This window comes from Pseudomonas sp. Fl5BN2 (assembly GCF_009908205.1).
Classification (GTDB): Bacteria; Pseudomonadota; Gammaproteobacteria; order Pseudomonadales; family Pseudomonadaceae; genus Aquipseudomonas.
Window position 1 is genome coordinate 209,281 of record NZ_JAAARL010000013.1, and the last position, 13,227, is coordinate 222,507.

At 63.2% G+C, this 13,227-nt stretch carries 10 protein-coding genes; 1 reads left to right on the forward strand and 9 read right to left on the reverse strand.

Annotated elements, in window-relative coordinates; translation table 11 throughout:
- The first annotated feature begins 142 nt into the window (after nt 1-142).
- On the forward strand, nt 143-2,434 hold the full coding sequence (gene bglX, locus GV819_RS19745) for a beta-glucosidase BglX (RefSeq protein WP_161757725.1): 2,292 nt from the start codon (nt 143-145) through the stop codon (nt 2,432-2,434).
- 228 nt (nt 2,435-2,662) lie between these two features.
- On the opposite strand, the gene GV819_RS19750 is transcribed toward bglX, so the two are convergent.
- The 9 genes from GV819_RS19750 to GV819_RS19790 form a co-directional block, all read right to left on the reverse strand.
- Nucleotides 2,663-3,820, reverse strand: a complete 1,158-nt coding sequence (locus tag GV819_RS19750; RefSeq protein WP_161757726.1) for a phospholipase D-like domain-containing protein — start codon at nt 3,818-3,820, stop codon at nt 2,663-2,665.
- Between the two features lies 1 nt (nt 3,821).
- Nucleotides 3,822-4,403, reverse strand: a complete 582-nt coding sequence (locus GV819_RS19755) for a YceI family protein (RefSeq protein ID WP_161757727.1) — start codon at nt 4,401-4,403, stop codon at nt 3,822-3,824.
- A gap of 81 nt (nt 4,404-4,484) precedes the next feature.
- The gene (locus GV819_RS19760) at nt 4,485-5,792 is read right to left on the reverse strand and encodes an OprD family outer membrane porin (protein WP_161757728.1); all 1,308 of its coding nucleotides are present in this window, start codon (nt 5,790-5,792) and stop codon (nt 4,485-4,487) included.
- Between the two features lie 176 nt (nt 5,793-5,968).
- On the reverse strand, nt 5,969-6,739 hold the full coding sequence (locus tag GV819_RS19765; RefSeq protein WP_161757729.1) for an IclR family transcriptional regulator: 771 nt from the start codon (nt 6,737-6,739) through the stop codon (nt 5,969-5,971).
- Between the two features lie 64 nt (nt 6,740-6,803).
- Complete coding sequence (locus GV819_RS19770; RefSeq protein WP_161757730.1) at nt 6,804-8,261, reverse strand: amidase; 1,458 nt, start codon at nt 8,259-8,261, stop codon at nt 6,804-6,806.
- A gap of 2 nt (nt 8,262-8,263) precedes the next feature.
- Nucleotides 8,264-9,568 carry an MFS transporter gene (locus tag GV819_RS19775; RefSeq protein ID WP_161757731.1) on the reverse strand — a complete coding sequence of 435 codons (1,305 nt, stop codon included), beginning with the start codon at nt 9,566-9,568 and terminating at the stop codon, nt 8,264-8,266.
- Between the two features lie 100 nt (nt 9,569-9,668).
- On the reverse strand, nt 9,669-10,844 hold the full coding sequence (locus GV819_RS19780; protein ID WP_161757732.1) for a M20 aminoacylase family protein: 1,176 nt from the start codon (nt 10,842-10,844) through the stop codon (nt 9,669-9,671).
- A 171-nt stretch (nt 10,845-11,015) separates the two neighbouring features.
- Nucleotides 11,016-11,345 carry an amidase gene (locus tag GV819_RS19785; protein ID WP_161757733.1) on the reverse strand — a complete coding sequence of 110 codons (330 nt, stop codon included), beginning with the start codon at nt 11,343-11,345 and terminating at the stop codon, nt 11,016-11,018.
- Nucleotides 11,342-12,439, reverse strand: coding sequence for a serine hydrolase domain-containing protein (locus tag GV819_RS19790; RefSeq protein WP_161757734.1), 1,098 nt, complete (start codon nt 12,437-12,439; stop codon nt 11,342-11,344). The genes GV819_RS19785 and GV819_RS19790 overlap by 4 nt, the downstream gene beginning before the upstream one ends.
- Nucleotides 12,440-13,227 lie beyond the last annotated feature (788 nt).

Genomic DNA, 13,227 nt, shown 5'->3' on the forward strand with positions numbered 1-13,227 from the left:
GCTGATGGGCTAAAAGATGCCCAGCGCGAAAAAGAGTTCAGAAGTGTGCGGGAATTATCTGCACAACAATAGTCGCTCCCTAAATTTTGGCTGTTCGACGCCTCACTAGAGCGTCGGTCTTGAGCCCTTGAGAACAATATTCATGAAGAAGCTGTGTTTGCTGGGCCTGCTGGTCAGCCTGGCCAGTCACCCGGTGTTGGCCGAAGTTGCCCCGGTCCCCCTGGAAAACAAAGAAGCCTTTATCAGCGATCTGCTCCAGCGCATGACCCTGGAAGAAAAGATCGGCCAGTTGCGCCTGATCAGCATTGGTCCGGAAATGCCTCGGGAGCTGATCCGCAAGGAGATTGCCGCCGGCAACATCGGCGGCACCTTCAACTCGATCACCCGTCCGGAAAACCGGCCGATGCAGGACGCGGCCATGCGCAGCCGGCTGAAGATCCCGATGTTCTTCGCCTATGACGTGATCCACGGCCACCGGACCATCTTCCCCATCAGCCTGGCCCTGGCTTCCAGCTGGGACATGGACGCCATCGGGCGCTCCGGGCGCATCGCCGCCAAGGAAGCCAGCGCCGACAGCCTCGATATCACCTTCGCACCGATGGTCGATATCTCCCGCGATCCGCGCTGGGGCCGTACCTCCGAAGGCTTCGGCGAGGACACCTACCTGGTCTCGCGGATTGCCAAGGTCATGGTCAAGGCCTACCAGGGCCAGAGCCCGGCCCTGTCGGACAGCATCATGGCCAGCGTCAAGCACTTCGCCCTGTACGGCGCGGTGGAAGGCGGTCGCGACTACAACATCGTCGACATGAGCCCGGTGAAGATGTACCAGGACTACCTGCCGCCCTACCGCGCGGCGATCGACGCCGGTGCCGGCGGGGTGATGGTGGCCCTGAACTCGATCAACGGCGTGCCTGCCACCTCCAATACCTGGCTGATGAACGACCTGTTGCGCAAGGAATGGGGCTTCAAGGGCCTGGCGGTGAGCGACCACGGGGCGATCATCGAGCTGATCCGCCATGGCGTCGCCAAGGACGGTCGCGAAGCGGCCAAGCTGGCGATCAAGGCTGGCATCGACATGAGCATGAACGACTCGCTGTACGGCAAGGAACTGCCGGGGCTGCTCAAGTCCGGCGAGATCGAGCAGAAGGATATCGACAACGCGGTACGTGAAGTGCTGGCCGCCAAGTACGACATGGGCCTGTTCAAGGACCCGTACGTGCGCATCGGCAAGGCTGAGGACGACCCGGCCGACACCAACGCCGAAAGCCGCCTGCACCGCAGTGACGCCCGGGATATTGCCCGGCGCAGCATGGTGCTGCTGAAGAACCAGAATGAAACCCTGCCGCTGAAGAAGACCGCGAAGATCGTCCTTGTGGGCCCATTGGCCAAGGCGCCGATCGACATGATGGGCAGCTGGGCCGCGGCCGGAGTGCCGGCGCAGTCGGTGACCCTGTACGACGGCATGCGCAATGTCCTGGGCGACAAGGCCAAGCTGACCTATGCCCGGGGCTCCAACATCACCGCCGACAAGAAGGTCGTGGACTACCTGAACTTCCTCAACTTCGATGCCCCGGAGGTGGTAGATGATCCGCGTTCGGCGCAGCAGATGATCGATGAAGCAGTGAAGGCCGCGAAAAAATCCGACGTGATCGTTGCTGCAGTGGGCGAATCCCGTGGCATGTCCCACGAGTCCTCGAGCCGCACCGACCTGCACATCCCGGCCAACCAGCGCGAACTGATCAAGGCCCTCAAGGCCACCGGCAAGCCCCTGGTACTGGTGCTGATGAACGGCCGTCCGCTGTCGCTGCTGGAAGAAAACCAGCAGGCCGACGCGATCCTGGAAACCTGGTTCAGCGGCACCGAAGGCGGCAACGCCATCGCCGACGTGCTGTTTGGCGACTACAACCCGTCGGGCAAGCTGCCGATCACCTTCCCCCGTTCCGTGGGGCAGATTCCGACTTACTACAACCACCTGACCATTGGCCGTCCGTTCACCCCGGGCAAGCCGGGCAACTACACCTCGCAGTACTTCGATGACACCACCGGCCCGCTGTTCCCCTTCGGCTACGGCTTGAGCTATACCAGCTTCAGCCTGTCGAATATGGCCTTGTCCTCCACCACCCTGAACAAGAGCGGCACGCTCGACGCCAGCGTGACCGTGAAGAACACCGGCCAGCGTGACGGCGAAACCGTGGTACAGCTGTATATCCAGGACGTGGCCGGCTCGATGATCCGCCCGATCAAGGAGTTGAAGAACTTCCAGAAAGTCATGCTCAAGGCCGGTGAAGAGAAAGCCATTCACTTCACCATCAGCGAGGACGACCTGAAGTTCTACAACGCGCAGCTCAAGTACGCCGCGGAACCGGGCGACTTCAATGTGCAGATCGGCCTGGACTCCCAGGACGTCAAGCAACAGAGCTTCGAACTGCTCTGATCTCCTGCAACCGCCGGCTCTGGACCCAGGCCGGCGGACCGCCCTGCTATTCCCCTCTTGCAAGCACTACCGAAGACCCGAGCCACATCTGGGCGACTCGTTTGGGCGACGCTGTGTGCGCCACAAAGCAGAAAATGCTGCCTGGAAGAGCAGGTCCCCAGGTTTATGCCTGCTCGTCCGCGCACTGCGGCAACGACTGCAAGAAGGCCGTTTTGGGTCGAACAAATGCTAACCGCGACGGTCCAGCAAGTTGACCACCAACCGATCGATCCAACCCCAGACGCGCTGTTTTACTCGCCGCCACAGGGGACGATTGCGCCAGGCTGCCAGATTGACCTCTTCGCTCTGGGCGAAGTCCGCCTCAAAGCTGGCTGCCACGGCGCGGGTCAGTTGCGGGTCCAGGGCTTCCAGGTTGGCATCCAGGTTGAAGCGCAGGTTCCAGTGGTCGAAGTTACAGGAACCGACACTCACCCAGTCATCCACCAGGGCCATCTTCAGGTGCAGGAAGCGCGGCTGGTATTCGAAGATCCGCACCCCAGCCTTGATCAAGCGCGGATAGTAGCGGTGCCCGGCATAACGCACTGCCGGGTGATCGGTGCATGGCCCGGTCAGCAACAGGCGCACATCGATACCCCGAGCCGCAGCCTTGCGCAACGAGCGACGCACCGACCAGGTCGGCAGGAAATAGGGGGTGGCCAGCCAAATGCGCCGCTGGCCACTGTGCAGGGCACGGATCAATGAATGCAGGATGTCGCGATGCTGGCGGGCGTCGGCATAAGCCACCCGGCCCATGCCCTCGCCGGTTTCAGGCAAACGCGGCAGGCGTGGCAGACCGAAATCGGCGCCGGGCTTCCAGGCGCCACGATGCAGGTTGGCGCTCCACTGGCGATCGAACAGCCTTTGCCAATCGCCCACCATGGGCCCGGCAATCTCCACCATCACCTCATGCCAGTCGCAACTGTTGTCCTCGGGCTGCCAAAACTCATCGGTAACCCCAGTGCCGCCGACCATTGCCAAGGTCTGGTCCACCAACAGCAGTTTGCGATGGTCGCGGTACAGGTTGAGAAAGCCCTGGCGCCATTTCAGGCGGTTATAGAAACGCAATTCGACACCCGCTTGCGTCAGGCTCTGACGCAGCGCCTGGGTAAAAGCCAGGCTGCCATAGTCGTCAAACAGGCAACGCACCCGCACTCCCCGCTCGGCGGCCAGCACCAGCGCCTGGACCATGGCTTCGGCGCAGGCCCCGGCTTCCACCAGGTACAGCTCCAGTTCCACTTGCTGCTGGGCCCGGGCAATCGCCACCAGCATGCGCGGAAAGAACTCGGGGCCGTCGATCAGTAACTCGAAGCGGTTGCCTTCACGCCAGGGGAACACCGCGCCGCGCATTTCAACGCTCCGTGAAGATCAGTACCGCACCCACCGGCACCGAAAAACTGATGGCCGACAGGCCAGCAACCTTGCGCAGGCTGTCGAGGCCGGGGGCCAGGTTGAAGTCTTCAGCGTTGAGCACCAAGGGCTCCAGGGTCACCACCTGGAAGCGCCGATCATCCAGCCGGGTGGCCAGCAGTTCGGCGTTGTAGGTGTGTTCCTGGCCGTGCAGGGTCACGGTGATCGGCAGCAACAACTCGATCTGTGCCCCGGGGGCCAGGTCATTGATCGGGCGCAGGTTGATCTTTGCGGTAATCAGCGCGTCGGGAAACTGCTGGACCTGGAACAGCTCCTGGCGCATGCGCTCGTCGCGCAGGGGAATGCCGCTGCTGACCGAATCCATCTCGATCTGCAGCTGGGCCTGGCCTTTGCCATCGACCTTGCCGTGCAGCACCAGGAAGCGCTGGACCTCGGAAATATTGGCGTTCTTGGTAGTGACGAAGGACACCCGGGAAGACTCGTTATCCAGGTACCAGTTGGCCTGGACCGGCAGAGCCAGCACCCCGAGCAGGCTGAGAAGAAGGCGGATCGGCGTACGCATGCAAGCTCCCTAGAACAGAAGGCGCCACCTTAACCGGACACCAGGGGGCTGGCAAACTTCGCGGCAGGCGGCGCAATAGAGCTAGAAGCGATAGGTATAGTTCAGGTAGAAGCGTTCGGCGCTGTGACTGATGATGCCCGCCGGCCCCCGGGAGATGCTCTGGCGCTGGACCCCATCGGGTTCGCCCTGGGTGCGGAAACGTCCGTGCAGCCAGGCCAGGTCCAGGCCCTTGAGCGCACCGTCGAACTGGTATTGCAGCACGCTCTGGAACTCCCGCCGGGAAAATCCCTGGTAGCCCCGAGCGTGATCGGAGAAGGCGTAATGCAGGTCGAGCTTGAGCCGCGGCAGGCCGACATCGGCGAAATCCATGCCCCCCAGCAACTTGACCATCTCCTCGTTTTCCAGACCGAAGTAGTAGAACAACTTGCCGCTGCTGTTCCAGGTGCCGTGGTCCTGGGCGAAGAAGGTGCGGTCAAAGTCATCGCCCCAGACCTTGTTCCAGGTCAGCCCGGTGTAATAGCGACTGAACCGGTACTTGAAGGACAGGTCCAGGTGACGGGCATCGTGGGAAGACTCCGCCTCATAAAACCCGCGCACGCCGCCGTACTCGAAGCGCTTGCCGGCGTCCTGCTGGCGGCCCCAGATGGCATGGATGTCGATGCCGCGCCCGGGAGCCAGCTCGAAGCCATGGGCCAGCTTCACCGAGGAGCTGCGCAGGTAGTCCCGGGCTACGCCGTGTTCCAGTTGCAAGCGACTGCCATCGGGCAGTACGTAACCCAGGGCATAGAGCCGCAGGTCTTCGATCGTGCGCCCCTGGTGATTGCGCAAGTCCTGGCTCCAGCCTGATTCGTTGCGCGGACTGAAGCCGTCGATACGGCTCAGGTTCAAGCTCAGGGCACCGTACTCGTAGCCCAGGTCCTGGCCCAGAGTGGCCGCCGGCAGGATGCGCGAATAGCGGTCATCGCGGTACAGCTCGTATTGCCGGCTTTTTTTCCCCACGCCACCACTCAAGGTTCCGTTCTCGTCGACCCAACGTCCGCGCAGGTACAGCTCCAGGGGTTTGGCGATGCCGTGGGGCTGCTGCACGCTGCGATCGGCCCGCAGGTTGCTGATGCTGTTGGCCTCACGCCCTACATGCAGCGCATCTGCCAGGCCGTAGCTGTAATCGATGCCCAGCACGTCGCGGTACCAGCCTGAACTGAAACTGAACTGGGTGGCCTGCACCCATTCATCCCGGGTCGGGCCGAACCCTCCCCCGTCATTTTCCTTCCAATAGGATTGGCTGTAGCGCAAGGACGTGCGGCTATCCTCGAGAAACCCTTCAGCTCCTGCCCCGGTGCATACCAGACAGCACAACAACCCCGTCATATAACGTTGTTCAGCCCACATGAGATCACCTGTTCTTATTATTGGAAGTGGCGTCATGGCCGCCGATGGCGGACCAGGCTTCATTCTCGGAGCCGCGGGGCAAAGGGCAATCGCTATAGGTTCCACAGGATGGAACCCGAAGGGGCAGCGCGGTTTTACGCGCGGTTCGGGGCCAAGCGCTGAGGGCGAGGAATGGCTCAGGCGAGGGTTTTCTGCAGTTGCTCGATGGTTTCGGCCAGCAGCCCCAAGTGACGACTGCGCACCTGTTCGACACAGGTCAGGTCCATCGGCCAATGCAGGGCAATGCTGCCGATCACTCGACCTTCAGCCTGCAACGGCAAGGCCACCGCACGAATCAGAAAAGGCAGGCGCACCGGATACTCCCAATGGCCTTCCGTACGCTGGCCGAACCCCAACTGCTGGGACTCGGCGCAGGTCTGCAGCTGATCCTCGGTGGGCACCCGCTCACGTGCGGCCAGGCGCTCGACTTCATCGCGGGCCAGGCCTCCCAGGCAGGCCTTGCCCATGGCCGAGTGAAACAGGCTGGCGTGCTGACCGACAATCCGGCTGTTGTTCGGGTAGCGCTTGCGCAACACTGCGGGCACCGAGCTTTCCAGGACTTCCAGGCAATCGCCATCGAAACTCGACAGGTCACTGACCAGCCCAGTGCGTGCACTCAATTCCAACAGCCAGGGCGCCGCCTGCTCTACCAGGTGGCGCTTGAAACGCTGCCGATGGTCACCGAACAGGCTTCGCGCACTCAGGTGATAACGCCGGTCACTCAGGCCACGGTAGATCCAGCCCTGCTCCTGTAAGGTCAGCAACATGCGCGACACGGTGGCCTTGGGCAGGCACGTCAGGTAGTGCAGCTCCTCCAGGCCCAGGGCCTGGTGCTGGCCCAGCAACTCGACGATGGCCAGCGCCCGTTCCACAGAACGCACGCCGCCGCTTTCTACCTTGCTGGCCATAGTCCGAACTCCCTGACAGAAGATGGGTAAAGGCTTTACCGCCTGTTCAATAGCACTTGCTTGGTTACAGCAGGTTGCCCGGGGGCCGTTGCCGTACCCATTGCGTGAGCTGTTCGTGGGCATGAGCCAGTTGCAGCACCGCGTGGTCGGCCTGGGCCGGGCCGATGATCTGCAAGCCCATGGGCAAGCCGGCCAGGTTGAACCCCACCGGAATGCTGATACTGGGCAGACCGGCCAGGGTCGGACCGATCACCACTTCCATCCAGCGGTGATAAGTGTCCATTTCCTGCCCATCGATCTGCCTTGGCCAAGCCTGTCGTGCATCGAAAGGGAACACCTGAGCAGTGGGCAGCAGCAGAAAATCGTAACGTTCAAACAGCCGCTGCAGGGCGCGATACCAATCGCTGCGGCTCTGGGAAGCGCGGTACACATCCGCGGCACTCAGGTTCGCCGCGCCCTCCACCTCCCAGCGTGCCTCGGGCTTGAGCCAACGGCGTTTGTCCGGGTCGCTGTGCAGCAGCCCCAAAGAGCCCTGGACCAGCCAATGCCGGTGCACCAGCCAACAGTCCCACAGCTGCGCCAGGGAGAACTCCGGCTGGCAGTTCTCCACTTCGCAGCCCAGGCTGGTGAAGTCCGCCAAGGCTTTTTCGCACAGCCCCAGCACACCTTGCTCCATGGCCAGGTAACCGTTGTAGTCGCCCATCCAGCCCAGGCGCAGGCCCCGCACGTCGCGTTGCAGGGGAGCATTCAACAGCGCCGGATCATCCGTGAGCGACAAGGGCACCCGCGGGTCGTAACCGGCCTGGGTCCCCAGCAGCCGCGCCACATCGGCAACAGTGCGCCCCATCGGCCCCTCGGTAGCCAGTTGCTGCACGAACAATTCCGGAGTCGGGCCGAATGGTACCCGGCCCTGGGAGGGACGCATGCCGAACACGTTATTGAACGCCGCCGGATTGCGCAGCGAACCCATCATGTCGCTGCCATCGGCCACCGGCAGCATGCGCAGGGCCAGGGCCACCGCGGCCCCACCGCTGCTGCCGCCAGCACTCAAGGTGCTGTCATAGGCATTGCCGGTGGTGCCGAACAGTTGGTTATAGGTATGTGAGCCGAGGCCAAACTCCGGCACGTTGCTCTTGCCGACGATGATCGCGCCGCTGGCCCGGACCCGCGCCACACTGATGGCGTCCACGGCCGGCACCTGCTCGGCGAACAACGGCGAACCCATGCTGGTGGTCAACCCGGCGGTGGCCGCCAGGTCCTTGATCGCCTGGGGCATGCCGTGCATCCAGCCCATGGACTGCCCCTGATCCAGCTGCCGGTCACGCTCGTCGGCCTGGGCCAGCAGGACTTCGGGAGCGCACAGGGACACCAGGGCGTTGACCTGCGGGTTGAAACGCTCGATCTGCGCCAGATAGGCCTGCATCACTTCGCGACAGGACAGCTCGCGGGCATGGATCGCCCTGGACAACTCCAGGGCATCCAGATCGACGATGGAGTCGGTCGGTTCGGGGTGGTTGCTCAAGATTAGCCTCCCAGGGTCACGGCGTCGGGTTTGTCGTCTCTGACTGCGTCATACATGCAATAAGTACCCAGCAGGCTGAGGACCGAGGTCAGCAAGACGTAGAAAGCGGGAGCCACCGGGGTGGCCATGACCTTGCTCAGCCAGGTCACGATCAGTGGCGCGAAGCCACCGAACAGCATCACTGTGACGTTATACGCCACCGATACCCCCGTGGAGCGCACCTCGATGGGAAACTGCTCGGCCAGGGCCGTGGGGCCGGGGCCGAAGAAACCGCCAATGGCACCACACAACAATATCTGCATCACCAACAGGCGCTCGATGGACGGCGCCGCGGCGACCCACACATACAAGGGATAGACCATGACGAAGAACGCCAGGGTGAAAGCCATCAGTACCGGGCGTCGACCAATGCGGTCGGACAGCGCCCCGGCAAAGGGAATCACCAGGGTCATCAGGGCCACGGCGAACATCTGCACCAGCAACACCTGGTCCAGGGGCAGGCCGAGGTTGGTATGGGCGAACGTCGGCATGTTCACCAGCACCACATAAAAGGACACCGTGCCGCCGCAACACATGCCCATGGACACCAGGATCGCCCGGCGATAGGCCGACACCACCTGCCACAGCCCAGGGCCGTTGCCGCGCACCTGTTTGCGCGCCTCAAGAAACGCCTCCGGCTCTTCCATGTACTTGCGGATCCACAGACCCACCGGCCCGATCAACAGACCGATCACGAACGGCAGGCGCCAGCCCCAGAGATCCAGGGTCTGCGGCGAGAAGAAATGCGTCACCGCCGCCACCATCGCCGCGCCGCTGAACACCGCCAGGCACTGCCCCACCAACTGCCAGGAGCCGTACAGGCCTTTTCTGTGGGGGGGGGCACTCTCCACCAGGTAGGCCGTGGCACTGGCGTACTCACCGCCGGTGGCAAAGCCCTGGAGCATGCGCGCCACCACGATCAGCAGCGGCGCCCCGAGGCCGATGGCGGCGTAGTTGGGGGCGAACACAATCATCGCGATGGCCAGGGTCATCAGTTGGATGATCACCAGCATCGCCGCCTTGCGGCCCTTGCGATCGGAATAGATCCCCAGCAGCACGCCGCCTACCGGGCGCATGAAAAAACCCACACCGAAGGTGGCCAGGGCCATCAGCAGCGAGATGTACTCATCCTCTGCCGGGAAGAACTGGCGGGCGATAACACTGGCGAGAAAGCCGTAGACGATGAAGTCATACCATTCCAGAGCGTTGCCAACGACGGCGGCTACCACCTGCCGAGTCTTGGAAACAGAGGGTATCGAGACACTCATAGGATGTTCCTTGGATACTTTTGAGCCTTCTGCCGGGCTCGGAAAAGTGCCGGGTGCAAACTAAGCCCCGGGGCGGTCAGCAACACAGGAACAGGAAGGGTCAGGAGGGTTTGAGCCAGCTTTCCGCCAGGGCGCCCCAATAGGCTGCGCCCGTCAGGAGAATGTCGTCGTTGAAGTCGTAACCCGGGTTATGCACCATCGGCTGCGCCACGCCATTGCCGATGAACAGGTAGCTGCCGGGACAGCGTTGCAGCATCCAGCCGAAGTCTTCACTGCCCATCAGCTTCGGCGTGTTGCCGTTGACCGCCTCGGCCCCCACCAGCTCGACGCCGACCCGCCGGGCGAACTCGGTTTCTTCCGGGCTGTTGACCAGCACCGGATACGCCGGGCGATGGTCGATGCTGGCGCGGCAACCGAAGCTCTCGGCCTGGGTCTGGATAATGGCCTTGACCCGCTCCAGCATCAGCTCGCGCACCGGCGCATTGAGGGCCCGCAGGCTCAGACGCAGCAGCGCCTGCTGGGGAATCACGTTAGCCGCCTCACCGGCCTGCAGGGCGCCGACGGTCACCACTGCCGCTTCCTGGGCATCGATATTGCGCGCCACTACGGTCTGCAAGGCCATGACCATGCTAGCCGCCGCCACCAACGGATCCACCGCCAGGTGCGGCATGGAACCATGGCCACCGACACCTTCGACGATCACATTGAGCAAGTCCTGGGAAGCCATCATCGGCCCCTCGCGAAAGCCCAGGTGCCCGGCCGACAGCCCTGGCATGTTGTGCAGGCCGAACAGTGCATCACAGGGAAAGCGCTCCAGCAGGCCATCGGCAAGCATCGCCTCGGCGCCGCCCTGGCCCTCTTCCGCCGGCTGGAAGATCAGGTTCAGGGTGCCGTCGAACTGGCGAGTGGCCGCCAGATAACGGGCCGCCCCCAGCAGGATGGTGGTGTGGCCATCATGTCCGCAGGCATGCATGCAACCGCTGAAGCGGCTGCTGTAGGGCACTCCGGTGTTCTCGATGATCGGCAAGGCATCCATGTCCGCCCGCAACCCCAGGGTGCGCGAGCCACTGCCGTTGCGCAGCACGCCAACAACCCCGGTCCTGCCGACGCCGGTGTGCACTTCGTAGCCCCACTCTTCAAGGCAACGGGCTACCAGCGCTGCGGTGCGATTCTCCTCGAAACCCAACTCGGGATGGGCATGAATGTCGTGGCGGATGGCTCGCAGGTCACTGGCAATGTCGCTAAGCCAGGCAAGGATGTGCTGGTGTCGGGTCATGGCGTATCTCCTCTGGGCCGGGTGGGTTCCCGTTCTTTTTTTGGAGCGATGCACGAGATGCCAAGGCGCACTCGAAGCTCTGCGCCAGATAACCGCGAGCCAGAGCACAGGACAATCAAATGTGGTTCCACTGGATGGAACACAAATGTGCCAGCAACGGATCAGCCAGCATCAGGGCGCGAGACGGCAACCTTCCCGCGGGCCCAGCCAGATGGCGCTGTGGGTACGCCCCAGGGCGCTGGCGGTGACACGCAGCGACTGCACTTCATCGGCAAACCCGCTGATGGGCAGGTACTGGTGCACATAGGAGCGACAGTAGTCGGCGGGTTGTTGCATGACGTAACGACAGGAGCAGTACTCCTTGGCGGTGTAGGCGCCGAGGATATCCGGAAAGGCCTGCAAGGCCACCCGCTGTTGCCAGGTCCAGCCCAGCAGCAGGATCAGCCCCAGCAACAGCAGACTGAGCCATGGGCGACGACGGACAAAGGCCCGGCGCTTCATGGTTGCTCCGGGACGACAAACGCAGCGAGGACACGCTTGAGCAGTTCATTGTGCTGATAGCTGTCGTCGCGATCGTCGCCGTATCGCACGATCACCAGGCGTTCTGCGGGCAGCACGTACAACGCCTGCCCCCAGTGTCCCAGGGCGGCGTAGGTATCCGCTGGCGCATCTGGCCAGGGCTGGGGGGCGCCGTCCACCGAGCGGTTGAGCCACCAGTGTCCGCCCGCCACAGCCACATCCTGGTTGGCCCGGTAACCCGTGAACGGCGTGCGGCAGAAGTCGACCCAAGCCTTGGGCAACAGTTGCCGGTCGCGCCAGCGGCCCTCGCGCTGCATCAGCAGACCGACACGCGCCAGGTCACGAGCAGTCAGATAGAGGTAGGACGAGGCGACGAAAGTACCTGCGGCATCACGCTCCCACACCGCCTGGGTAATGCCCAGAGGTTCGAACAGGGCCTGCCAGGGATAGTTTGCATACTGCTCGCTGCCCACCATGCCTCGCAGACTGGCGGCCAGCAGGTTGCTGTCGCCGCTGGAGTAACGGAAGTCCTGGCCTGGTGGGCTGGCGGCCTGTTGTTGTGCGGCAAACGCGGCCATGTCCTGGTGCCCGCGGGTGTAGAGCATGGCCACCACCGAGGAATTGAGCGGGGCGTATTCGTAGTCTTCCTGCCAGTCCAGGCCCGAGGCCCAGTGCAGCAAGTGCTCCAGGGTGATAGCCGGATGCTGCTGCAGCGCCGGGTAATACTTCGTCGCCGGGTCCTGGAGCTGGAAGCGGCCTTCACCGAAGGCTACGCCCAACACCACCGCCAACAGACTTTTGCTGGCAGACCAGATGAGATGAGGGGTCTGTGGTCCGGTGGCGCCGGCATAACGTTCGTAAAGCACCTGGCCATCGCGGATCACCAGCAAGGCGTCAGTGCGAATGCCTTCGTGGGACTGGTCGTCCCTGGGCACGAAGGCGTAGTCCTCCAGAGCCTTGAGCGCCGGGCTATCGACGGCCGGGCCCCGACTCCATTGTTGCGCCGGCCACTCCTCGGCCCGGGCCGGCATGCAGAGACATGCAAGCAACGCCAGCAGGATCGGACCTTTGACCATGGATGAGCCTCGAATGACGTCAGTGGCCGAGCCTAGTTGAGGCGGATGACAGTTTCACTGCAAGGGCCCTCGCTTGTTGGCGCTGGCTGGCGTAGGGGGCATCAAGCCTTGTGCAAAACCTTCAGGCCCCTTCGCCGGCAAGCCGGCTCCTACAACAGCCCGCGGCACCCCGCCTCGTAGGAGCTGGCTTGCCAGCGAAGGCGTCATCGAGCCTTGTGCAGAACCTTCGGGCCCCATCGCCGGCAAGCCGGCTCCTACAACAGCCCGCGGCATCCCGCCTCGTAGGAGCTGGCTTGCCAGCGAAGGCGTCATCGAGCCTTGTGCAAAACCTTCGGGCCTCTTCGCCGGCAAGCCGGCTCCTACAACAGCCCGCGGCATCCCGCCTCGTAGGAGCTGGCTTGCCAGCGAAGGCGTCATCGAGCCTTGTGCAAAACCTTCGGGCCCCTTCGCCGGCAAGCCGGCTCCTACAACCGCCCCCGGCACCCCGCCTCGTAGGAGCTGGCTTGCCAGCGAAGGCGTCATCGAGCCCTGTGCAGAACCTTCAGCCCCCTTCGCCGGCAAGCCGGCTCCTACAACAGCCCGCGGCATCCCGACTCGTAGGAGCTGGCTTGCCAGCGAAGGCGTCATCGAGCCTTGTGCAGAACCTTCAGGCCTCTTCGCCGGCAAGCTGTTGTGGCTCAATGTTCCTGGACCACTCTGTAGGAGTTTCAACCTAAGGAAGCATCATGGGATTTCGGGTCGTTACCGCTGAAGAAAAGGCTGAAGCCATTCGCTTGGTCGTGGAGATG